Source organism: Thermodesulfovibrionia bacterium (assembly GCA_030646035.1).
In the GTDB taxonomy this organism is placed as follows: Bacteria; Nitrospirota; Thermodesulfovibrionia; order UBA6902; family UBA6902; genus JACQZG01.
On record JAUSMY010000061.1, the window covers coordinates 145,122 to 168,829 of the forward strand.

General features: G+C 47.8%; 23 protein-coding genes. 13 read left to right on the top strand and 10 right to left on the bottom strand.

The features are described from left to right. The first annotated feature begins 233 nt into the window (after positions 1-233). The 4 genes from Q7U10_11960 (at position 234) to Q7U10_11975 (ending at position 4,366) form a co-directional block, all read left to right on the top strand. On the top strand, positions 234-2,513 hold the full coding sequence (locus Q7U10_11960) for a vitamin B12-dependent ribonucleotide reductase (protein MDO8283314.1): 2,280 nt from the start codon (positions 234-236) through the stop codon (positions 2,511-2,513). An 84-nt stretch (positions 2,514-2,597) separates the two neighbouring features. Next, positions 2,598-2,888 carry a DUF3467 domain-containing protein gene (locus Q7U10_11965; GenBank protein MDO8283315.1) on the top strand — a complete coding sequence of 97 codons (291 nt, stop codon included), beginning with the start codon at positions 2,598-2,600 and terminating at the stop codon, positions 2,886-2,888. Between the two features lie 59 nt (positions 2,889-2,947). After that, entirely contained in the window at positions 2,948-3,388 is a 441-nt protein-coding gene (locus tag Q7U10_11970; GenBank protein MDO8283316.1) for a dCMP deaminase family protein, read from the top strand. A gap of 9 nt (positions 3,389-3,397) precedes the next feature. Beyond that, a complete protein-coding gene (locus Q7U10_11975; GenBank protein ID MDO8283317.1) occupies positions 3,398-4,366 on the top strand; it encodes an alpha/beta hydrolase in 969 nt (322 codons plus the stop codon). Positions 4,367-4,408: 42 nt separating this feature from the next. On the opposite strand, the gene ahcY is transcribed toward Q7U10_11975, so the two are convergent. Both ahcY and metK read right to left on the bottom strand, forming a co-directional pair. Then, on the bottom strand, positions 4,409-5,821 hold the full coding sequence (ahcY, locus tag Q7U10_11980) for an adenosylhomocysteinase (protein MDO8283318.1): 1,413 nt from the start codon (positions 5,819-5,821) through the stop codon (positions 4,409-4,411). A 164-nt stretch (positions 5,822-5,985) separates the two neighbouring features. After that, entirely contained in the window at positions 5,986-7,146 is a 1,161-nt protein-coding gene (metK, locus tag Q7U10_11985; protein MDO8283319.1) for a methionine adenosyltransferase, read from the bottom strand. Between the two features lie 154 nt (positions 7,147-7,300). Between metK and uvrA the strand changes: the two genes are divergently transcribed. The 4 genes from uvrA (at position 7,301) to Q7U10_12005 (ending at position 11,640) form a co-directional block, all read left to right on the top strand. Beyond that, a complete protein-coding gene (gene uvrA, locus Q7U10_11990; protein MDO8283320.1) occupies positions 7,301-9,817 on the top strand; it encodes an excinuclease ABC subunit UvrA in 2,517 nt (838 codons plus the stop codon). After that, positions 9,814-10,854, top strand: coding sequence for an FAD:protein FMN transferase (locus Q7U10_11995; GenBank protein MDO8283321.1), 1,041 nt, complete (start codon positions 9,814-9,816; stop codon positions 10,852-10,854). The genes uvrA and Q7U10_11995 overlap by 4 nt, the downstream gene beginning before the upstream one ends. A gap of 80 nt (positions 10,855-10,934) precedes the next feature. After that, positions 10,935-11,198: an AbrB/MazE/SpoVT family DNA-binding domain-containing protein gene (locus Q7U10_12000; GenBank protein ID MDO8283322.1), complete on the top strand. Its 264-nt coding sequence runs from the start codon at positions 10,935-10,937 to the stop codon at positions 11,196-11,198. Next, positions 11,188-11,640 (top strand): PIN domain-containing protein, encoded by a 453-nt coding sequence (locus tag Q7U10_12005; GenBank protein ID MDO8283323.1) that lies wholly within the window; start codon positions 11,188-11,190, stop codon positions 11,638-11,640. Before Q7U10_12000 ends, Q7U10_12005 begins: the two co-directional genes overlap by 11 nt. A 570-nt stretch (positions 11,641-12,210) precedes the next feature. Here the strand turns inward: Q7U10_12005 and Q7U10_12010 are convergent. Beyond that, entirely contained in the window at positions 12,211-12,465 is a 255-nt protein-coding gene (locus tag Q7U10_12010) for a hypothetical protein (GenBank protein ID MDO8283324.1), read from the bottom strand. A 449-nt stretch (positions 12,466-12,914) separates the two neighbouring features. On the opposite strand from Q7U10_12010, the gene Q7U10_12015 reads away from it, so the two are divergent. From Q7U10_12015 to amrA, 5 genes are read left to right on the top strand one after another with little or no spacing between them, the layout of a single operon-like run. Then, on the top strand, positions 12,915-14,174 hold the full coding sequence (locus tag Q7U10_12015; GenBank protein ID MDO8283325.1) for a CBS domain-containing protein: 1,260 nt from the start codon (positions 12,915-12,917) through the stop codon (positions 14,172-14,174). Continuing rightward, entirely contained in the window at positions 14,171-15,406 is a 1,236-nt protein-coding gene (locus Q7U10_12020) for an Nramp family divalent metal transporter (GenBank protein ID MDO8283326.1), read from the top strand. The genes Q7U10_12015 and Q7U10_12020 overlap by 4 nt, the downstream gene beginning before the upstream one ends. A gap of 55 nt (positions 15,407-15,461) precedes the next feature. Beyond that, a complete protein-coding gene (gene mtnA, locus Q7U10_12025; protein ID MDO8283327.1) occupies positions 15,462-16,523 on the top strand; it encodes an S-methyl-5-thioribose-1-phosphate isomerase in 1,062 nt (353 codons plus the stop codon). 4 nt (positions 16,524-16,527) lie between these two features. Further along, positions 16,528-17,502 carry a polyprenyl synthetase family protein gene (locus tag Q7U10_12030; protein MDO8283328.1) on the top strand — a complete coding sequence of 325 codons (975 nt, stop codon included), beginning with the start codon at positions 16,528-16,530 and terminating at the stop codon, positions 17,500-17,502. After that, positions 17,502-18,008 (top strand): AmmeMemoRadiSam system protein A, encoded by a 507-nt coding sequence (amrA, locus tag Q7U10_12035; GenBank protein MDO8283329.1) that lies wholly within the window; start codon positions 17,502-17,504, stop codon positions 18,006-18,008. Before Q7U10_12030 ends, amrA begins: the two co-directional genes overlap by 1 nt. A gap of 1 nt (position 18,009) precedes the next feature. Here amrA and moaC read toward each other — a convergent pair whose 3' ends face one another. The 7 genes from moaC to gatA are packed head-to-tail and all read right to left on the bottom strand — an operon-like array spanning position 18,010 to position 23,627. After that, positions 18,010-18,486, bottom strand: coding sequence for a cyclic pyranopterin monophosphate synthase MoaC (moaC, locus tag Q7U10_12040; GenBank protein ID MDO8283330.1), 477 nt, complete (start codon positions 18,484-18,486; stop codon positions 18,010-18,012). Next, positions 18,487-18,918: a C-GCAxxG-C-C family protein gene (locus Q7U10_12045; protein ID MDO8283331.1), complete on the bottom strand. Its 432-nt coding sequence runs from the start codon at positions 18,916-18,918 to the stop codon at positions 18,487-18,489. A gap of 42 nt (positions 18,919-18,960) precedes the next feature. Further along, positions 18,961-20,160 carry an endonuclease Q family protein gene (locus Q7U10_12050; protein ID MDO8283332.1) on the bottom strand — a complete coding sequence of 400 codons (1,200 nt, stop codon included), beginning with the start codon at positions 20,158-20,160 and terminating at the stop codon, positions 18,961-18,963. A gap of 17 nt (positions 20,161-20,177) precedes the next feature. Beyond that, positions 20,178-21,626: an Asp-tRNA(Asn)/Glu-tRNA(Gln) amidotransferase subunit GatB gene (gene gatB, locus Q7U10_12055; GenBank protein MDO8283333.1), complete on the bottom strand. Its 1,449-nt coding sequence runs from the start codon at positions 21,624-21,626 to the stop codon at positions 20,178-20,180. Between the two features lies 1 nt (position 21,627). Further along, on the bottom strand, positions 21,628-21,954 hold the full coding sequence (locus Q7U10_12060) for a type II toxin-antitoxin system RelE/ParE family toxin (protein MDO8283334.1): 327 nt from the start codon (positions 21,952-21,954) through the stop codon (positions 21,628-21,630). Beyond that, positions 21,944-22,144, bottom strand: coding sequence for a hypothetical protein (locus Q7U10_12065; protein MDO8283335.1), 201 nt, complete (start codon positions 22,142-22,144; stop codon positions 21,944-21,946). The genes Q7U10_12060 and Q7U10_12065 overlap by 11 nt, the downstream gene beginning before the upstream one ends. Before the next feature lie 28 nt (positions 22,145-22,172). Beyond that, positions 22,173-23,627: an Asp-tRNA(Asn)/Glu-tRNA(Gln) amidotransferase subunit GatA gene (gene gatA / locus Q7U10_12070; GenBank protein MDO8283336.1), complete on the bottom strand. Its 1,455-nt coding sequence runs from the start codon at positions 23,625-23,627 to the stop codon at positions 22,173-22,175. Positions 23,628-23,708 lie beyond the last annotated feature (81 nt).

The window sequence follows — 23,708 nt, forward strand, 5'->3', positions numbered from 1 at the left end:
CTCAATTCTCTTTACACAGCAAAAACTCATTAAAAACAAGGGGTTCATAAATAGTAATTTTATGCTTGACTTACACTATATATTGTGGTTTAATTGCTTGTCACATCTAAATAGAGTATATATAACGATTGAACAGGTTTTTGCATTGTTTGCAGTTCAGAGCATATTACAGGCCTATTTATTTCAGTATATTTACTATAAAACTCAGAACGAATCATTACCAAGGAGAGGGCATGGCAGAACTATTATCAGGCAAACTTAAGCTTACGCCTAACGCATTGCAGGTCATACACAAGAGGTATCTCAGGAAGAGTGAAGAGGGGAAGGTAATCGAGAATCCTGATGACATGTTCATGAGGGTCTCAAGGGTCATCGCATCTGCTGACCTCAACTACGGCAAAACAGAGTCGCAGGTAAAGCAGGTTGAAGAAGAGTTTCATGACCTTATCACATCGCTGAACTTTCTGCCTAACAGCCCCACACTCATGAATGCGGGAAGAAGGCTTGGCCAGCTTTCAGCATGTTTTGTGCTTCCTGTAGAAGATTCGATGGAGTCGATATTTGAGGCGGTGAAGAATGCCGCGTTGATACATAAATCAGGAGGAGGCACGGGCTTCTCATTTTCAAAGCTCCGTCCTAAAGGCGACATCGTGGGTTCCACCAAGGGCGTATCATCCGGGCCTATCTCATTCATGACGGTCTTTGATTCAGCGACCGAGGCGATAAAGCAGGGCGGCACAAGAAGGGGCGCGAACATGGGCATGCTGCGCGTGGACCATCCTGATATCCTTGACTTCATAACCGCAAAGGATGACGCTAAGATACTCAACAACTTCAACATATCTGTCGCGCTCACAGACGAGTTCATGGACGCCTTTGAAAAGGACAAAGAGTATGACCTGAAGAACCCGCATGACGGCAAGACAACGAGCAGGCTCAAGGCAAAGGATGTCTTTAATCTCATTGTGAACCACGCATGGAAGAACGGCGAGCCGGGAATAATCTTCATAGACAGGATGAACCGTGATAATCCTACGCCGAAGCTGGGTGATATAGAGAGCACCAACCCATGCGGAGAGCAGCCGCTCCTTCCTTATGAATCCTGCAACCTGGGCTCGATAAACCTTTCAAACTTTGTGATGCACGAAGGCGCAACAGCTGGGAATGACCCGCGTTCCAATATAGACTGGGGGATGTTAAAGGATACGGTGCACTCTGCCGTACACTTCCTTGATAATGTGATTGAGGTGAACAAGTACCCGATCAAAATAATAGAGGAGACCACAAAGGCGAACAGGAAGATAGGACTCGGCGTGATGGGGTTTGCCGACATGCTCATAAAGCTCGGTGTTCCTTATAACTCTGATGATGCGTTAAGCCTCGGTGAAGAGGTCATGAGGTTCATACAGGATGAGGGCAGAAAGGCGTCCTCGCTTCTGGCAGAGGAGAGGGGAGTTTTTTCAACGCATGCTGACAGCACATACAAAGACAGGATGAAGCTCAGGAACGCGACCATAACGACCATCGCACCGACCGGCACGCTCTCTATAATAGCCGGATGCTCAAGCGGAATAGAGCCGCTCTTTGCAGTATCTTATGTGCGCAACGTGCTTGAAGGGACAAAACTGTACGAGGTCAATCCGTACTTTGAAAAGATCGCAAAAGAGAGAGGCTTCTGGAGCAGGGAGCTTATCGAAGAGATAGCTGAGAGAGGCACGCTTCACGGAATAGAAGCGGTGCCCGATGATGTAAAGAATATCTTCATTACCGCCCATGATATAACGCCTGAGGACCATGTGAAGATGCAGGCTGCGTTTCAGAAGTATGTGGACAATGCCGTTTCCAAGACGGTTAACTTCCCCAAAGATGCGACACAAGCGGAAGTTGAGAATGTATATCTCCTTGCTTATAAGCTCGGTTGCAAAGGCGCCACTGTTTACAGAGATGGTTCAAGGGATGAGCAGGTACTCTCAACAGGAAAGACGAGCCAGGAAGAAACCAAGCAGTCACCTGAAGAATATGTAAAGATCGTGCCGAAGAAGAGGCCTGAGACGATACACGGGACAACTACGCTGATGAATACCGGATGCGGCAATCTGTACGTCACCATCAATGAAGATGACAACGGACACCCGTTTGAGCTCTTCACCCGCATGGGCAAGGCAGGCGGATGCGCGTCAAGCCAGGCAGAGGCGATAGGCAGGCTCGTGAGCCTTGCATTCAGGAGCAACATAGACCCGCTTGAGATAGTAAAGCAGCTCAAGGGCATCAGCTGTCACAGCCCCGCATGGTCAAAGGGCGGAAAGATATCTTCATGTTCCGACGCTATCTCAAAGTCGATTGAGAAGTTCAAGGAAGAGGCCGGAGGCAACGGCAATGGCCATGGCAACGGTTCTGACAATCACGGCAAAAAGGTCTTCCATTCCGGCCAGTGCTCAGAATGCGGCGGCGCTGTTGAGCATGAAGGCGGCTGCGCGGTCTGCAAGGACTGCGGTTTTACCAAGTGCTTTTAAAAGACTGCTGACTGCGGTCATCACATGACATTTTTTAAGGGCGTGTGTATGCACGCCCTTTTTTCATAACAAAGGAGGCACACAATGGCGAACAAACCGAATGAGATCAAGATAAACATCCCGCCTCACATTCAGGCAGGGGTCTATGCGAACAGCATGACGGTCACACATACGAAAGATGAATTCATAATGGACTTCTCCCTGATAACACCTCCGGTAGGCACGGTCAATGCGAGGGTCATCACAAGCCCGGGGCATGCAAAGCGCATAATAGCCGCTTTGCAGGAGAATGTCAGGAGATATGAGTCTCAATTCGGAACGATCGTGGAAGCGGATATACTGCAGGGGAAAGGGCCGATAGGTTTTAACGCTTAGCATCGCTTCGTTTCTGCTATAATTGATGACCGCTGAATCAATAGTTAAAGGAATATAACATGCGCCCTGAATGGGATGAATATTTTATAGAGATAGCAAAGGTCGTGGCATCCAGGTCTACCTGTCTGCGCAGGAAGTACGGCGCGGTGATTGTGAAGGACAGGGTTTTAATAAGCACAGGGTATAACGGTTCCCCGCGCGGCATAGATAACTGCATAGACCTTCAAAGGTGCATCAGAAAGGAACAGAACATCCCCTCAGGCGAGAGATACGAGCTTTGCGAGGCTGTGCATGCCGAACAGAACGCCATCATCAACGCGCCGCCGGAGCGCATGAAAGGAGCTATCATCTATATAGCAGGGTTTGAAGATGATAATAGTTTTGCCAATGGAAGGCCGTGCAAGCTCTGCGACCGCATGATAAGGAACGCCCAGATAAAAGAGGTCATATTCCTGAAGAGCGACGGGGGCATTGAGAAGATAGAGGTATTCAAGCCGTAGCAGGTCAATGTGAATTTAAATGAGACAGTTCATAAGGGCGGCGCTGATAAACCTGTCGCTGTTCTGATCCATGGCCTCGGAGTAGACAAGGGCATATGGACAGACCCTCTCCACACAAAGCTTCTTGCAAATAACTTCCGGCTCAAGATTCTCGCAGCAGAAGAACCCCTCCCGCGCATTTCAACAGGGATAAATAATATCACCATAGGGGATTTCCCCGATAAGATAGACAACATCTGGTCTGTGCTCAAAGATGAAGGATACAACCTCATAACATGGAGCCAGAAGAGGCCGGTCGGCCATGTGGATGCCGCAGTTTCAGAGCTTAAATATATCGTTGTTAGGGCTGAAGAGCTTTTCCCCGGAAGCCCTGTGGCATTGATAGGCCACAGCAGGGGCGGACTTATCGCAAGAAAGTTCATGGAAGATAGGCATCCTGCCATAAAAGCTCTGATTACCATCGCCTCGCCTCATTCAGGCAGTTCCATATCAAAGATAGCAGGATATCTCTCACCGCTTGCATCTGTGCTGAAAGGAATTCTACCCAAGGAAGAACAAGGCACGATCATTGAGACGGTCAGCAGGACTACTGATTTCCTCCTTGGAGAGGCGCTGAAGGAGCTGATGCCGGGCTCTGGATTTTTCAAAGGGCTGAAGGATTCCCGCAACAAAGATATCAAATATCTTTCATTCGGCGGAACAGAGCCGAGGCTTCTGACCCTTTATCAGTGGAAGAAAGTTGGAAAAGAGATATATCCAAAACCTCTGATAGAGATACCTGATTCGCTTATGAAGCTGCTGCCGTCCTACCTGAAGCTTGAAGAGCTGACACCGGGGAAAGGCGATGCGCTTGTGTCAGCAGAGAGTTCGGTGATGCCGTGGAGTTCAGACCACTATGACCTGCCTGCGAACCATGTCTCAATAATGTGGAACAGAGAGGTTATCCAAAAAACAATAGAGGTTCTCAAAAAGATCTGAGAACCTCTATCAGCTGCAATATATTTATTTGCGTCTTTTCTCTTAGTATCTGTAATGCTCTGCCTTGTACGGCCCTTCGATACGAACTCCGATGTAGTCTGCCTGCTCCTGCGTAAGCTTGGTCAGCTTGACGCCTATCTTAGCCAGATGGAGCCTTGCGACCTCCTCATCCAGCTCTTTGGAAAGGCGGTAGACCTTCTTCTCATAAACATCCTTATTCTTCCAGAGGTCTATCTGGGCAAGCGTCTGGTTTGTGAAGCTGTTTGACATTACGAATGAAGGGTGGCCTGTGGCGCAGCCGAGATTGACCAGCCTGCCTTCGGCAAGAAGGAATATGGAATGCCCCTCAGGGAATACATACTTGTCTACCTGCGGTTTGATATTGACCTTCTTGATGCCGGGATATGTATTCAGTTTGTTAACCTGTATCTCATTATCAAAGTGCCCGATGTTGCAGACGATGGCCTGGTCTTTCATCTTGTTCATATGCTCGATCCTGATGATATCCATGTTGCCGGTAGTTGTCACATAGATGTCTCCGACACCGAGAGTGTCTTCAACAGGAGCGACCTGAAACCCTTCCATCGCAGCCTGAAGCGCGCAGATAGGGTCGATCTCCGTGACAATGACCCTTGAGCCGTATTCCTTTAATGACTTGGCGCATCCCTTGCCGACATCGCCGTAGCCGCAGACAACAGAGACCTTTCCTGCCAGCATGACATCCGTAGCCCTCTTTATGCCGTCTGCAAGAGACTCCCTGCATCCGTAGAGGTTGTCGAATTTGGATTTTGTGACAGAGTCGTTCACATTTATCGCCGGAACAAGAAGGGTTCCATTATTCATCATTTCATATAACCTGTGGACTCCGGTTGTGGTCTCCTCGCTTACGCCCTTCCATTCAGGCACGACCTTATGCCATCTTTTATTGTCCTCAACAAGTATTTTCTTTAAGAGGTTGTTGATTATCTGAAGTTCATGATTATCTGTCGGCACATCGAGGATGGCCGCATTGTTTTCCGCTTCATATCCCCTGTGAATGAAGAGAGTGGCGTCTCCGCCGTCGTCAACGATCAGCTGAGGGCCTTTGCCGCCCGGGAATGCCAATGCCTTATCAGTGCACCACCAGTATTCCTCAAGAGTCTCTCCCTTCCATGCGAATACAGGCACGCCTGCCGCTGCTATTGCCGCTGCCGCATGGTCCTGCGTTGAAAAGATGTTGCAGCTCGCCCACCTTACATCAGCGCCTATCTCAACAAGCGTCTCGATAAGCACAGCTGTCTGAATGGTCATGTGGAGAGAGCCGGATACCCTCACACCTTTCAATGGTTTTTCAGATGAGAACTTCTCTCTTATCGACATAAGTCCGGGCATCTCTTTCTCAGCTATCTCTATCTCTTTTCTGCCCCAGTCTGCCAGGCTCATATCTGCTACTTTATAGTCTGCTGCTTTATTCATTTTAAAACCTCCTTAAGTTTGTCAGAATTAACTGACGGAAAGACTTTTTATATGCAATTTTGGCTGAAGATCAAACGAAATCCATTATTTTGGGGTCTATAAAAACATACGGCTTTAATCTCACGGAATAAGGTTCCGCAAGATCAAAGCCGTATTGAATTAATCTATTTAGCGTCCTTTTTAAGCGTCTCTGCCAGATCGGTCTTTTCCCAGGTAAAGCCTTCGCCCTCCCTGCCGAAATGCCCGTAGGCAGCGGTCGGGGTGTATATCGGCCTTAAGAGGTTGAGCATTGTGATGAGGCCGCGCGGCCTGAGGTCAAAGTGCTCCCGCACAAGTTCTATAAGTTTCTCTTCAGACAGCTTGCTTGTGCCAAAGGTCTCAATACTGATGGATATGGGTTCGGCAACTCCGATAGCGTAAGAGACCTGTATCTCGCAGCGGTCAGCCAGGCCGGCAGCTACGATATTCTTTGCCACATAACGTGTGGCATAAGCTGCAGAACGGTCCACCTTGGAAGGGTCTTTGCCTGAGAATGCGCCTCCGCCGTGGCGTGCAGCTCCGCCGTAAGTATCAACGATTATTTTGCGGCCTGTGACTCCGCAGTCACCTACCGGGCCTCCGATCACGAAACGGCCGGTCGGGTTTATATGGAATTTTGTATTGGTGCTGATGAAATCAGCAGGCAGTACCGGCAGGATGATCTCATCCATAACAGCCTCTTTAAGGGTTTTGTAATCAATATCCGGTGAATGCTGGGTTGAAAGAACTACAGCTTCGATACCGACAGGCACATTGTCCTCATAACGGAATGTTACCTGGCTCTTGGCATCAGGACGCAGCCACGGCAGTGTGCCGTTCTTGCGGACTTCGGACTGCCTGCGCATCAGACGGTGAGCGTAGGTTATTGGAGCTGGCATGAGGACATCTGTCTCATTTGTAGCATAGCCGAACATTATGCCCTGATCGCCGGCGCCCTGCGCATGATCATTGGTCTCATCAACGCCTATGGCTATATCTGCGGACTGTTTGTCAATGGATGTCAGCACTGCGCATGACTCCCAGTCAAAACCCATATCTGAACTGTTGTAGCCGATACGTTTTACGGTCTGGCGCACTACACTCTGCATGTCAACCCAAGCTTTTGTGGTAATTTCTCCTGAGATTATTACCATCCCTGTATTTACAAGGGTTTCGCAAGCTACGCGGGCAGCCGGGTCCTGCTCAAAGATTGCGTCAAGGACTGCGTCTGAGATCTGATCAGCGACTTTATCGGGATGTCCCTCTGATACGGACTCGGATGTGAATAGGTGACTCTTTTTCTTCATGAAAGCCTCCAGTTGAGTGGGATTACTTATTAAATAATTTTTATTTGGTTATTGTCAAGGCAAATGGCGGTTTTTTAATTACATTTTCTTTAATTTGATTACATCAATATTAATGAGCTATATTAAAAATCCATTACATTTCAGGGCGATATATATGCTTAAAAATATAACTATCAGGAAAGCAAGGGTTCATAACCTTAAGAACATCGACCTCAGCATCCCTCGTGACAGGTTTACCGTTATCACAGGCCCTTCAGGTTCCGGTAAGTCGTCGCTTGCATTTGATACCATCTATGCTGAGGGCCAGAGGCGTTATGTCGAGAGCCTCTCAGCTTATGCAAGGCAATTCCTTGAGCAGCTTCAGAAGCCTGATGTGGATTCTATCGAGGGGCTTTCTCCGTCAATAGCTGTCGAACAGAAGACAGTTGCAAAGAACCTGCGTTCCACCGTCGGGACGATCACAAAGATATATGATTACCTCAAGGTGGTCTATACACGGATCGGAAAGCTGAACTGCTACAAGTGCGGAAGCCCGATCGCAACCCAGGGGATCTCCAAGATAGTCGAATCTATCGCAGCCCTGCCCAAAGGCACGCGCATCCAGGTATTGTCCCCTGTTGTCATAGGCCGCAAGGGAGAGCATAAAAAAGAACTATTCGATGCGAGAAAGAGGGGTTTTATAAGAGCCCGTATAGACGGCGAGATAGTTGATATTACAAAGGATGTGAAGCTTGGCAAACACAAAAGGCACAGCATAGATATTGTCATTGACAGGCTCATAATCAAGCAGGGTATCGAGAGGCATTTATCAACTGCCATCTCCCATGCCATCGAGCTGACTGATGTCGTGATAATCAATAACACAGAGGATAACAAAGACCTCTTCTTCAGCATGAAGCTTGCCTGCCCGAAATGCGGCATAAACTATCCTGAGATCACGCCCCGCTTCTTCTCCTTTAACAGCCCTTTTGGCGCATGTCCGGAGTGCAGGGGGCTCGGGTATATGGATGCCGAAGAAGAGGAAGATGATACCGGAAGGCTGAATATATGTACTGAATGCAAGGGGATGAGGCTCAGACAGGAGGCGCTCGGTGTCACACTTAACGGGCTGAATATCGGCGAACTGGTCTCCAAACCGATCAGTGAGATAAGACTCTTCATTGCGGAGCTTAAGCTTACTGATATGGAAGAGACGATCATATCAAAGGTCATTAAGGAGATAAAAGAGAGGCTAAATTTTCTTGACAATGTCGGGCTTGGATACATATCCCTCAACAGGCCTGCGCTGACCTTGTCCGGCGGCGAGATACAGAGGATAAGGCTTGCGACGCAGATAGGCTCCTCACTTTCAGGCGTGCTCTATATCTTTGATGAGCCGAGTATCGGGCTGCATCCCAGAGACTGCGGCAGGCTCATCCACAGCCTGCTGAAGTTAAGAGACCTCGGCAATACCGTAATAGTGGTCGAGCATGATGAAGACACGATAAGGAGCGCTGACCATATAATTGATATGGGGCCGGGCGCGGGTGTTCATGGCGGATATGTCGTAGCCGAAGGCGACCTTAAGGATATTACCGCTAACGAGAGGTCTCTGACCGGGCTTTATCTACGGGGGAAGATGTCTATTCCTGTGCCTGCAGCGAGAAGGAGAAGCAATAAATCTATCAAGGTCAAAGGCGCAAGCGAATTCAATCTTAAAAAGATAGATGTTGAATTCCCTCTCGGCATCTTCAACTGCGTGACCGGCGTATCGGGTTCAGGCAAGAGCACGCTTGTGCTTGATATCCTGTATAACGCTCTTGCCAAACGTCTTTACTCTTCCAAGGAGAGGCCGGGGCTGTACAAGAGCATAGAAGGCATAGACCTGATAGACAAGGTTATCAATATAGACCAGTCCCCGCTCGGCAGGAGCCCGCGGTCAAATCCTGCGACATATACCGGGATATTCACCCTTATCAGAAACCTCTTTTCTCAGGCGATTGAGTCAAAGGTCAGGGGTTACAAGCCTAACAGGTTCAGCTTCAATGTCACAGGCGGCAGGTGCGAGGCATGCAAGGGCGACGGCCTTATGAAGGTGACGATGCACTTTCTGCCTGATGTGTATGTTTTATGTGAGGCATGCAAGGGCGCGAGATATAACAGGGAGACGCTTGATATAAAGTACAAGGGCAGAAATATTTCCGAGGTCCTGAATATGACCGTATCTCAGGCGCTCGACTTCTTCGGCGCCATACCGCAACTGAAGAATAAACTCGCCACTATCGAAAAGGTCGGGCTTGGCTATATCGCGCTCGGTCAGTCTGCGACAACGCTCTCAGGCGGCGAGGCGCAGAGGGTAAAGCTCTCGAAAGAGCTAAGCAGGAGGGCGACAGGAAAGACGCTCTATATCCTGGATGAACCAACTACAGGCCTTCATTTTGTTGACATACATAAACTTCTTGAAGTCCTCAGAGCCCTTGTGGATGCGGGCAACACGGTGATCGTGATTGAACATAATCTTGAAGTGATAAAGAGCGCTGACCATATAATAGATCTTGGCCCCGAAGGCGGGAAAGATGGCGGCAGGGTGGTTGCAAAAGGAACGCCTGAAGAGGTAGCGAATAACCCGAAGTCACATACCGGCGCTTATTTGAAAGAGAAACTGTTTGTTAAAAAGGAGTCATCAGTATGAGTATAAGAAAAACATTCATCTTTGTTTTATTCTCTGTTTTTCTTCTCGTAGGCTGCACAAAAGAGGAGAAGGTATTCAAAAAGACCCGGACCGAGATGTTCACGACCGTCACGATAACGGTTGTGAGTGATTCTGATAAAAAGGCTGAAGAGGCTATCAATGCGGGTTTTGCCGAGATAAAGAGGATCGGCGAGCTTATCAACTATTTCTCCCCTGACAGTGAACTCACCGCGATAAACAGGGCAGCAGGAAAGAATCCTGTAAAGGTCAGCAAAGACACTCTCGACACAATTAAGAAGGCGATACACATATCAGACCTTACTGACGGCGCGTTCGATCCTGCCATAGGCCCTGTCATAAAGCTATGGGGGTTTTCAAAGGATCCGTCCAAGCGTTTTGTACCAGCGAAAGATGCTGTCAGCAATGCGTTAAGGCTTATTGATTACAAAAAAGTGAAGATAAATGAGGCTACCTCAGAAGTATATCTCGAAGATGCAGGCATGGAGCTTGACCTCGGCGGCATAGCAAAGGGCTACGGCGCGGATAAGGCGATAGAGGTGATCAAGGCAAAAGGCATAAAAGCTGCGCTTGTTGCGATAGCAGGCGATATTAAGGGTTATGGAAGAAGGCCTGACGGCCAGCCCTGGAGGGTAGGCGTGCAAAACCCCCGTCCCAAGTCTGACAAAAAGACCTCAGATTCAGATGATGATATCCTCACCGCTCTTTATCTCATTGATCAGGCAGTATCAACCTCAGGCGACTACGAGAGGTTCTTCACACAGGACGGCAAACGCTATCATCATATCATTGATCCGAAGACAGGCTTTCCTTCTGAATCACAGGCGATCAGCGTCTCAGTCATAGCGCCTCAAGGCTACATATCTGACGGTATCTCTACAGGCGTATTTGTCCTCGGCTCGCAAAAGGGCATAGCCCTTCTTGAATCAATGGGGCTTGAGGGGATAATCGTTGATGCCGACATGAAGATCTTCATCACAAAAGGATTGAAAGGCAAGGTTGAGATTCCGGGGATGTAAGAAGGTATTGTTTATTCACCATAAATATCCTATTATATGAATATCAGATAATCTGAAAATCAGAAAAGGAGATTATTTACATGCCGATAGTAAAGATACGGGAGAGAGGACAGCTGACCATTCCGGCGGAATTCAGGAAAAAGCTCGGGCTTGAAGAGAATGACGCGGTAAATATGATAAAGGTCGGTGATTCACTGCTTATCACGCAGAAAAGGCTTGTCGGTGATGCCCTGTCAGAGAAGATGGAAAAGGCGATGAAGAAGGAGGGACTGACACTTGATGATCTCCTGAGCGACCTGCACAAGCAGAGGAAACAATATTCAAAGGAAGCATATGGGCAATAATCGCAAGCTCAGGATATTTCTTGATACAAGCGCCCTGATCGCAGGCATCGTATCTTCAAAAGGCGCGGCAAGAGAGATCCTCAGGCTTGCCGAGGCCGATATAATTGATGTGGTTATTTCGAAACAGGTGATCGTAGAGGCTGACAGAAATATCGCAAGTAAATTAACGCATATGCTTGCCGATTACCGTAAGTACATGAAGGCCCTTTCGCCTGAGCTTGTACATGACCCTTCTGCTCAAGATATTCAAAAATACGCCCGGCTTATCAATAAGGACGATGCGCCGATCCTTACTGCTGCTGAATTATCAGGATCAGATTACCTCGTTACATGGGACAAGAAGCACTTTATTTCAGCAAATGTTAAAAAAGGTGTGACGGTTCAAATTGTTACTCCGGGTGAATTTCTGAAAGAGTTCAGGGAGTATCTGGAGAGGCTGTAGCATTCGGTATTTCTTTATCTCCTTCACTGTTCTGATGATGTCGTCTATCGCGTTTGGGTCTTTCAGGTCAAAGTAAGATACAAAGATATTCTGCGGTTCTCTCATAGTGTGGATATTGTCTACAATGAGGGAGGGTGGGGTAGATTCTGATATGAAGATCCTTATAACGCGAAGGCTGACCAGTGGCGGCAACCAACCTTCGCGGAAAACACCAAAGGCTATTCGCCATCTGGTCGAGCTGTTTGTTACACGTTTTTTCATGTTTTATTGTTCTTTGTAAACACCAGGAAGGGAGGCGCAACGCAGTCAGTAGATAGTCGAATTACTTCTGCGTTACCTCCTTGCGGAAGCATTAAGGCTTACGAACAGCTCTTACATAAAGGCTTAGGGCTGACTAAACCCTGTGGCTCTTGTATTCGTGTGACCTTAATGACGCTTCCCATCAGAAGATAAGCAAGAAGCTTTTTCATGGCAAAACCTCCTGTAAATCTGAGATGGGGAAGCTTAACGCCTCCCTTTCTGATGTTTATGAAGAACGCTGAATATATGTTTTTCATTATGTCGTCTAATTTATTGAAGTGTTTTCTCGCTAAATGGACACGTCACTTTTACATGACCCGAATCATATGCGCCGAATGGCACCTTGACAGGCACGCCCCATTTCCCCTCAAACCACGCTTGCACTGTATAGTCCGTATAATGAACTGCCGTAATGCGCAAAATGGTTCCCTTGGAAGTATCTTGAATGCATTCCCCTTCTTTAAATTTGGCACATCCAAAAAGAAAGAGAGAAACGATGAGCAAGAGTAAAAGCATTAATCGCATTTTATTGTCTCCTATTTATTTGATGTGTAACAATTATTAAACGACATGTCGTATTTTCTGTAATGAGAAAATTATAGCTGTATAAATAAGGAAACACAACCACAAAATATAGTGATTGTGTTAGTCAGTTATCCTGGGAAATGTCCTTTTTAGTCTGTAATAGCATGTTATGCGACCAGTCGTATAACATGGATATGTAATATCCACAAAAATGACCTGCCAATAAATTATCAATCATCAGATAGTTTCAGTGTTTCCGGGCTTCTTGCTTCCAAGCCCAAGAGGGGTTTAGCGACTAAAAGTGGAACTCGGCCGTTTGCAAACTTGCTATCTTATTGGCTCGTTCTTTTCGTTGCTCTTTAGGTTGCCCAAAACCTTTTTTCTTAGGTATACTTCATGGTCAGGTTTACATATGAAATAGGCCCTATCCATATACAGGAGAAGCATCGATGTCCCTTTTTGGCGAACTCTTTATCAGCGAATTATTGAATAAACCGGTTCTTGACCCAAAAGGGGATGAGCTCGGCAGGGTCTCTGACTTTGTCGTGATAAAGGGAGAGCATCTTCCAAAGGTATCAGCCCTCATACTCAACAAGAAGGACAAACTCCGCCTCGAATGGGATGACCTGAGCTTATTTAACAAGAGGGTCATTTCTTCAAAGATATATGCTTCCCATATAAAACCTTATGAATCCTCTGAGGACGACCTGCTTATTGTTAGGGACATATTTGACAAGCAGATAGTTGACGCTGACGGCGCCAAAGTCGTTAGGGTCAATGACGTCAAGCTTGAAGGCAAACATTACATGGCATGGCTTGCAGCAATTGACGTGGGGATGAGTGGGATACTGAGGCGCCTCGGCATAGAGGGGAGGAGCGAAAGTGTCTACAGGCTCTTCGGCAAGACGCTCTCGCAGAATCTCATAGGCTGGGGATATTTACAGCCGCTTGAGCCGAGGCTTACCAAGATATCTCTGACCGTGCCGCGCCAGATGCTTTCAGAGCTTCATCCTGCTGATATCGCTGATATCATTAACAGCATATCGCAGAAGGACGGCGCGAGCTTTTTCAATAACCTCGACATCGAGACCGCCGCTGAGGCCCTTGCAGAGCTTCAGCCCGAGATGCAGGCGGATATAATGAATTCCATGGACACTGAGAAGGCTGCTGACATTATCGAGGAGATGCCGCCTGACGAAGCTGCCGACGTCCTAAGCGACCTGCCTAAGGAAAGGGCCGATGAGATACTCGAACATGTTGAGAAGGAAGAGGCTGAAGATATTCAGGAACTGCTCAGGCATGAAGAGGATACTGCGGGCGGGCTTATGACAAACGACTTTATCTCCTATCCCCCGGATATAACCATCCGTGAGGCGACTGAACGGTTCAAGACCGAGGCGCAGGAGGCTGAGAATGTATATTATCTCTACATCGTTGACAAAGAGGAAAAACTGCAAGGCGTTGCATCCCTGAGGGAGGTGCTAATCGCTGATAATGACTCTTATCTTGCTGACATCATGGAGACAAATCTCAAGACTGTCGTGCCCGGTGAGGATGAGATGGTGGTCGCTGAGATCATCTCAAAATATAACCTGCTCGCCCTGCCTGTTGTTGATGAGAGCGGATATATGCACGGCATCATCACGGTTGACGACATAGTTGACATCCTTCTGCCTCCTGCTTCAAAGAAGAAGAGGCGAAGGGTTTGAAGATCCGCAGGAACATACTCTTTTTCCTGAGCGTCATGGGGCCGGGCATCATCACCGCCAACATTGACAATGACGCCAGCGGAATAACCACCTATTCGGTAGCGGGCGCGCGTTTCGGATATGCGCTGCTCTGGACACTGCTGCCCACAACGGTCGCGCTCGTGGTGATACAGGAGACGATCGCGCGCATGGGCGTTGTAACAGGCAAAGGGCTTTCAGACCTCATCCGTGAAAACTTCGGGGTCAAGGCGGCTTTTTATATGATGTTAGGCCTTTTCGTTGCTAATTTCGGCAATACAGTCGCGAATCTCGCCGGCTGGGCTGCCAGCATGGAGATCCTCGGTTTCAGTAAATTTGTCATGGTGCCTGTCGGAGCGCTCTCGATCTGGATACTTGTCACCAAGGGGAGCTACCGGCTGGTCGAGAAGATACTTCTCTTTGCCTGCCTTATTTATTTCGGATATGTTGTTTCCGGCTTTATGGCAAAGCCTGACTGGGGGCCGGTGCTGAAGAGCGCTGTCATTCCCCAGATGAGGTGGAATTCGGAATATATCATGCTCAGCATCGCTATCATCGGAACCACTATCACGCCCTGGATGCAGTTCTATCTCCAGTCTTCGATAGCTGAGAAGGGCATCAAGAAGAGACAGTACAAGGCGATGCGGCTTGATGTCATCATCGGCTGCTCCATAACCGATATCATCAGCTTCTTTATCATTGTTACCTGCGGGGCTTTGCTCTTTCCGCATGGCATACGGGTCCATGAGGCTTCAGAGGCCGCGCTCGCACTGAAGCCGCTTGCCGGAGAGTACGCGTACCTGATCTTCGCGTTATGTCTCGCCAATGCATCTCTGCTCGGCGCGATAATTGTGCCTCTTGCAACTGCTTACTACGTCTGCGAGGCGATGGGATGGGAGGCCGGAGTAAACAAGACCTTCAGCGAGGCGCCGCAGTTCATGTGGATATATACGATGACCATAGCCCTGGCATCGCTTGTTATCCTGATCCCCGGTGCGCCGCTTGTTCTTCTCATGGTGCTCTCAGCGGTGCTCAACGGGCTGCTTCTTCCGTTTGTGCTGGTCTTTGCCCTGCTGCTTGTGAACAACAAGAAGCTTATGGGCGAATATGCTAATTCCAAGGTATATAATTACATCACATGGGCAACGGTCATAACGATCATAGGATTGACATCGTTCCTTGTTGTAACAACCTTTATCCCGCTCAAGGTGTAACAAGCCGGGAATCAGGGATGTGCTTTATTTTATAATGTGACTGACAGGAGATAACATGGTTAAAACGATAGAGATGATTGACGGGGTAGTTATGATGCTTAACCAGAGCATACTGCCGCACGAGGTCAGTTATATAAAATGTACTGACTACATGATGGTGGCAGAAGGCATTAAGAAGCTCTGGATACGCGGAGCCCCGGCGATAGGGATAGCCGCTGCCATGGGGATAGCGCTTGGCGCAAGAGAGATAAAGGCTGCCAGCTTTGATGATTTCATGAAAGAGCTTCAGAAGGTCTTTGATACACTCCTTGCCACAAGGCCGACCGCTGTGAATATTCACTGGTCTGTCGAGAGGGTGAAGAGGCTTTTAAATGAGAACAAGGGAAAGCCTATCGATGAGCTTAAAGAGCTGCTGGTCACTGAGGCCAATAAGGTGCTTGAAGAGGATATTGAGATAAACAAGACGATAGGCAGATACGGCAATCAATTCATAAAGGACGGCGACACGATAATCACGCATTGCAACGCAGGGTCGCTCGCAACCGGAGGCTACGGCACCGCTACCGGGCCGATACGCGTCGCGCATGAAGCAGGAAAAAAGATACAGGTCATTGCGGATGAGACAAGGCCGGTTCTTCAGGGAGCGCGGCTTACGGCATGGGAGCTTATGCAGGATAATATTCCGGTTACGCTTATCAGCGACAATACCGCAGGCGCCATCATGCAGAGGGGAGAGATAGACCTTGCGATAGTCGGCACAGACCGCACTGCGGCAAACGGGGATGTCGCCAATAAGATAGGGACATATACACTGGCGGTATTATGCAAAGAGCACGGCATACCTTTTTATGTTGCCGCGCCTACAAGCAGCATTGATTTTTCTATGGCAACCGGAGCAGAGATCCCTATTGAAGAGCGCGGGCCTGAAGAGGTGACGAATATTTTCGGATGCAGGATAGCTCCTGAAGGCGTAAGGGTCAGGAATATAGCATTTGATGTGACCCCTGCGAGATATATAACAGCCATAATCACAGAGAAGGGTGTATTCAGGCCTGAGAACCTTCACATGATAAATCAACCCGGAGCTGACCTGGATAAATTTAGGTTCAAGCCGTAAACATATGAAGATCAAAGAAGTCTGCGCATACTATAAAAAGGACCTGGATTCTGCTGAAGATGTCATCAACGGGATGTTCAGTGCGGTTGCGCCTGCCATATCAGAGATAGGGAAGTATATGCTCACCGGAGGCGGGAAACGCATCAGGCCTTTACTGGCGATACTCAGCTCAAAGATATTTAATTATCACGGGGAGAAGGCCTATGTCCTTGCATGCAGCGTTGAGTCGATACATACCGCGTCGCTGCTGCATGATGATATTGTTGATGACGCGAGCGTAAGAAGGGGAAGGCCGCCTGCCCACTCTGTCTGGGGAGATAAGCTCACCATACTTGTGGGCGATTATCTTTACACGAACGCCATGAGGGTCGCAAGTTCGCTCGGAGACCAGAGGATAATGGACGCGCTCTCAGGCGCAACAGCCAAGATGTCTGAGGGCGAGGTGCTTCAGCTTGGGATCAAAGGGGATTTTGATATTTCTGAAGTGGAGTATATGGAGATAATAAAGGATAAGACCGCGATACTGATATCTTCCGTATGCCTGAGCGGGGCCATACTCGGCAGCGCCTCAAAGAAGCAGGAAGATGCCATGGCAGGATACGGCCTGAAACTCGGGCTGGCGTTTCAGATAGCTGACGATGTACTTGATTACATGGCTGAGGAGAAAGCGCTCGGAAAGAGCCTCGGAAAAGACCTTGAAGAGGGCAAGATAACCCTTCCGCTTATATATCTTCTCAAAAGCTCGACCGATGAAGAGGCTGAGAAGGTCAAGTCCATCATAAGGGCTGAGAAGATGTTCAGGTCAGACCTTTCCTACATAACGGGCTTGCTTGAGAAGTATAAATGCATTGAGAAGTCTTATGAAAAGGCAAACAGCATAATAAACGAGGCAAAGGCAGAGCTTGATATATTTGATGACTCGATGGAAAAGACCTCGCTCATTACTATTGCCGAATATGTGTTAAAGAGAGAAAAATAGTGCACCCGCTTGTGAAGCTGGCAAAAGAGACGATCAGGCAGTATGTCACAGGCAGAGAGATCATCGCCCCTCCTGCAGAACCATCCCCTGAGATGAAAGATAAGGCCGGTGTCTTTGTCTCACTCAAGATGCATGGCGAACTGAGAGGCTGCATAGGCACATTCTCTCCCACCACGGAAAACGTCGCAAAGGAGATCATCCAGAATGCGATAAGCGCTGCAACACAGGACCCGAGGTTTCCGCCTGTAACTTCCTCTGAACTTGATAAGATAGTTTATTCAGTTGATGTGCTCTCAGCTCCTGAGAAGGTCAAAGGGAAGGATGAGCTTGATGTTGAAAAATATGGTGTTATCGTAAAGCGCGGCAACCGGCGCGGGCTTCTGCTTCCTGACCTTGAAGGTGTTGATACGGTTGAGGAACAGCTGGATATTGCCTGTATGAAGGCCGGCATTGCCAAAGGCGAGGAGATAGAGATCTACAGGTTTGAAGTTAAAAGGTATAAATAAGTTATTTTCTCTCCCACGTCCCGCTCTTGCCGCCGCTCTTTTTTATGAGCATGATATCTGAAATCACCATCCCCCTGTCTACAGCCTTGCACATATCATAAATTGTAAGAGCTGCAGCTGAGGCCGCAACGAGAGCTTCCATCTCTACTCCAGTCTCTCCCTTGCACTTTGCCTTTGCCTCGATATTTATCCTGCTCTTCTTCCTGTCAATCTTAAAATCAATGCTTACGGTGCTGAGGTTTATCTGATGACAGAGAGGGATGAGCTCGCAAGTCTTTTTAGCTGCCATGATACCGGCAAGCCGGGCAGCCTCAAGCACATTACCCTTTGTTATCTTCCCGTCGGTTATTAGCTTAAGCGTCTCTTTCTCCATGCTGATGGAGCCTGAAGCTATAGCTTCCCTTAATGTAGAAGATTTGCCGCTAACATCGACCATATTCATCCTTCCTTCTTCGTCAATGTGAGTAAGCTTCTTCATCTATAAAATCTCCTCTAAAATTTCAACTGCATTACGCACGCATTTTGCGCACTGCTTATGCACATCTTTGCGAACCTCAGGCGGCAGGCTTCCTAATAATTGAACATCATGTCCGATAAGCTCCCTGCAGGTTGTGGATTTATTGAGCGACTTGAACCTCTCCATGAACTCTCTCACAAGTGATGATGTTTTCTCTTTCGCATTCTTATCCTTCGGGTCTGCCGAGCCTGACCTCAGCCCTATGACCATTATTGACCCTGTGACAGCCCCGCAGGTGCCGCCTGTCTTTCCCATGCCTCCGGCAAAGGCGCTGCCGAGCTTCAGCGAGGTATCACGGTCAATCCCCGTAATATCATCGAATGCAGCCAATAATGACTGTGAGCAGTCATGGCCGTCTTTAAAAAGCGCTGTTGCAGTATCTGATCTCTTCATGGGTTTATGATAAAACTTCGGGATAAAATTTTCTTGTCCCGTCTAAAATATCGACACCTTTCCGTACTCACCGTCAAAGCCCGGCACGACATTGATATCTCCGCTGCGGACTCTCTTGATACCCTCTGCTATTTTTTCATCCGCGATATCAGCTATCTCATCTTCTCCAAGCTCAAGAAGGATATCGAATTCGGTATGTATAGATACAAGCCTTTCATACTCCTCTTTGACCTTTTTTGTATTCACTCCCTGTGCATAAGCCCCGGCTATGATCTCGACAAGAGGCACAAGGTGTTTTGAAGGTATGGCGTTTTCAGGAACAAAGCCCTCGTCCCTGTCAGCGAGTTCATCAACCCTGTTTGTTACGCCTATCACAAGAGGCTTATTACAGACAGGGCAGATGCCTTTATGCTTCTTTGTCTCAGCCGGTGAGAATGATATTCCGCATACTCTGTGTCCGTCAAAATGGTACTTGCCCTCTTCAGGGAAGAACTCCACTGTATAGAGAAAACGCTTGCGGTCTTTCTTCTTTATTGTATCAATGACATCGTAATAATCCGGCTTGCAGTCAAGCACATTTGCCTCTCTTCCAAGTTTTGCAGGTGAATGGGCATCGGAATTTGATAAGAGAGTTATATTATCAAGCGCAGAGAGCCTCCAGTTCATCTCAGGGTCTGAAGAGAGCCCTGTCTCGATCGCATAGATGTATTTCGCGTATTCTTCGAAGCACTCTTCTATCGAGTCAAAGCCTGATTTGCTGCCGAAGATGGAGAACCACGGCGTCCATGCGTGCGCAGGCACAAATAGGCAGTCTTCAGATATATCGAGGATTATCTTCAACAGTTCTTTAGCTGATATGCCCAGTATAGGCCTTCCGTCTGATTTGATATTGCCTCGTTTATCCAAAACGCTGTTTATCTTTTCCACCACCTCGATGCTCGGTGCGAAGACAAGGTTATGTATCTTCCTTACCTTTCCTCCCTGCTTATAGATGCTGCTTATCTCAGCTGTCAGCATGAAGTTTACTGACGGTTCTTTTGCGGTTGTGTATAGTCCATTGCCGAGCGGCTTCAGGTCTTTCTTCAGCGCCTTAAGATATTCAGGATGGGTGAAGTCCCCTGTAGCGAGCAGGTTAATGCCCTTCTTCTTTGCCCATAAAGCCATGAGATCGGCGTTCATATCCTTGCTCGTGGCGCGGCTGTAGCCTGAGTGTACATGAAGGTCAGCGATTATTTTATTCATAATAAAATGGTGGTGGGTCAGGAAAGCTTTTTGTTGATCAGCTCATTCACTATCTTGGGGTTTGCCTTGCCTTTGGTCGCCTTCATTACTTCGCCCACAAAGAATCCCATGAGCTTCATGTCTCCGGCCCTGAATCTTTCAACTTCTTTGGGGCTGTTCGTGATAATACCATCAACTATTGATTCTATCTCGCCTGTATCGCTTATCTGGACAAGGCCTTTATCCTTGACTATCGCCTCTGCGTCCTTCCCTGTCTTGTACATCTCTTCGAACACGGCCTTGGCGATCTTGTTGCTTATCGTGCCTTTCTCAATAAGACTGAGCATGGCAACAAGGTGTGATGGTTTTAACGGTGATTCGTTTATCTCTCTGTTCTCTTCATTCAGCAGACGCATAAGCTCGCCCATTATCCAGTTCGAGATTGTCTTTGGATCTCCGCCTAACTTAACAGCTTCTTCAAACCAGTCTGCTATCGCTTTCTCTGATGTGAGAAACGCTGCATCGTCCTCAGGCAGGTTGAAATCTTCAGCAAATCTTGCGCGCATCAGGCCGGGGAGTTCTGATATCTCTGCCTTTATCCCGCTTATCCATGATTCACTTACCTCTATCGGCACAAGGTCGGGTTCGGGGAAATATCTGTAATCATGTGCGCCCTCTTTTGAGCGCATGGATTCTGTTATCCCCCTGTCTGCGTCCCAGAGCCTTGTCTCCTGTATGATCCTCTCGCCGTTCTTCGCCATCTTTATCTGGCGCTTTATCTCATAATCAATAGCCTTCTCAATAAACCTGAATGAGTTCATGTTCTTTATCTCAGCCTTTGTTCCTAACTCCTTTTGACCAATAGGCCGAACAGATACATTCGCGTCGCATCTCAGAGAACCCTGTTCCATATTGCCGTCACACACTCCGATCCACCTGACAAGTTCCCTTAACTTTTTCACGAACTCTGCTGCCTCCTGCGGAGTGCGGATGTCAGGTTCTGAAACGATCTCCATCAAAGGAGTGCCTGCCCTGTTGAGGTCAACGAGGCTGTGGCCTGAGGAGCCTTCATGTATATTCTTTCCGGCATCCTCTTCAAGATGAATCCTGGTCAGGCTTATCTTTCTTGATGAGCCGTTAACGGTTATCTCAACATGTCCGCCTTCACAGAGCGGAAGCTCGAACTGGCTTATCTGATAGCCCTTCGGCAGGTCGGGATAAAAGTAGTTCTTTCTTGCAAACCTGCTGTAAGGGGATATATTGCAATTCAAGGCAAGCCCTGTCTTTATCACATACTCAACAGCCTTCTTATTCATAACAGGCAGAACACCCGGCATGCCTGTGCAGACAGGGCATGTATTGGTATTCGGCTCATCTCCGAATGACGCAGGGCAGCCGCAGAATATCTTTGTGTTTGTTAAAAGCTGGGCATGTATCTCAAGCCCGATTACCGCTTCGTATTGTATGTCATGATCTTTAAGATTCAATTTAATCCAGTTCCTTGATTAGACGCTTAATTTCTTTATCGTTTATTGTCGATGTTTCCGACTTATCATAAATTGATAGCAGAAATATTATTTCTTTTATACAAAAGGCATATGTGATTATACGGAATCCCCCGCTCTTGCCCCCGGGTTTATCAGAGGTTGCGAGCCTTATTTTGTAACAGTTATGTCCTAATGGAGTTCCGGTACATGGATTTTTTTGAAGTTCATTTGAAAGGTCTTTAATATTTTGTTTGAGTGAGGGGTATTTTTTACTCAGTCTTTTCAGTTCTTTTGAAAAATTATCTGTAGGAACAATCTTATAGCTCATCAATCAGCTCTTTAAATGTTCTCATCTTTTTTTTTCCGGCTGCCATAGCCTTTACTTCCGAGACAGCTTCCTTCAGCCCAAGCAGCACCCGTTGCTTCTGCATCTCTTTCATGAGGGTTTCCCATTCTTTGTATGGAATAACCACATTCTTTCTGTGCCCTTTTGTATCAGTAATGTATTGAATTCCCATTTACTTTCCTCCTTTCCGTGAGGTTATTTTACAACTTCGGTTTCCTCTTGTGCCACTCTGTTGACTGTTCATACGCGTACGCTATCTTCAGTACAGATTCTTCGTCAAAGTGTTTGCCCATTATCTGAAGCCCGATAGGCAGGTTATTTGAATCAAATCCGCATGGAATGGAGATGCCGGGCCCGCCAGCAAGGTTGGCTGATATTGTGAAGATATCAGACAGATACATCTGAAGCGGGTCTTCCATCTTCTCGCCTGCCTTGAATGCGGTAGTCGGCGTAGTCGGTGTCACTATCACATCGACTGATTCATACGCCCTGTCAAAATCTCCCTTTATCAAAGTCCTCACCTGCTGCGCCTTTTTGTAATAGGCGTCGTAATATCCGGATGAGAGTGCATATGTTCCGAGGATAATCCTCCTCTTCACCTCTGAGCCGAAACCCTCTGACCGTGTCTTTATATATGTATCTATAAGGTCATCGCCTTCAACCCTGAGGCCGTACCTTACGCCGTCGAATCTTGCGAGGTTGGATGATGCCTCTGAAGTTGCGAGTATATAATATGTTGCAACAGCATAGCCTGTGTGCGGGAGCGATATCTCGACCGGCACTGCTCCGAGCGACTCAAGCTGTTTTATCGCATTTTTGATAGCAACATCTACATCTTTATCCAGGCCTGCGACTGAGAACTCTTTTGGTATGCCGATCTTCATGCCTTTGATATCACGTCCGAGCGCTGATGTGAAGTCAGGCACAGGTATGTTTGCAGATGTCGAATCCCTGCGGTCATGTCCGCTTATGATATTCAGCAGGATTGCGGAATCCTTCACCGTCTTTGTGATCGGCCCGATCTGGTCAAGCGATGACGCGAATGCCACAAGCCCATAGCGCGAGACCCTTCCATATGTAGGCTTCAGCCCGACAACGCCGCAGAGCGATGCGGGCTGTCTTATGGAACCGCCGGTATCTGAGCCGAGGGACGCGAGGCATTCACCTGCCGCGACCGCTGCCGCAGAACCGCCGCTTGAGCCGCCGGGTATCCTTTCCGTATCCCATGGATTTCTTGTATGGCCGAAGGCGGAGTTTTCAGTTGACGAGCCCATGGCAAACTCATCAAGGTTTGTCTTGCCCAGAAGCACATAGCCTTCATCCTTAAGCTTTTGCGTGGCTGTGCTTTCATACGGCGGGATGAAGTTGTGAAGTATCTTTGACGAACATGTGGTCCTTACGCCTTCAGTGCACATGTTGTCCTTGATTGCCAGAGGTATGCCGGTCAACGCGTGTTTATCGCCTTTCTTGATAAGCTCCAGAGCATGCTCAGCCTGTTCTATCGCAGAATCTTTTGAGATGGTGACATATGCCCTTATCTCTCCGTCAACCTCATCTATGCGTTTTAGCAGCGCGTCTGTGAGCTCGACCGGGCTCAGGTCGCCCTTATGTATGGCATCCCGAGCTTCTTCTATTGTAAGGCTGTGAAGTTCCAAGTCGTCCCCTTAGTTGAAAGTTAAAAACTGCCTGTTATTTTACAACTTCCCCCCTTTATAAAGAAAGTTTTCTATTGCCAA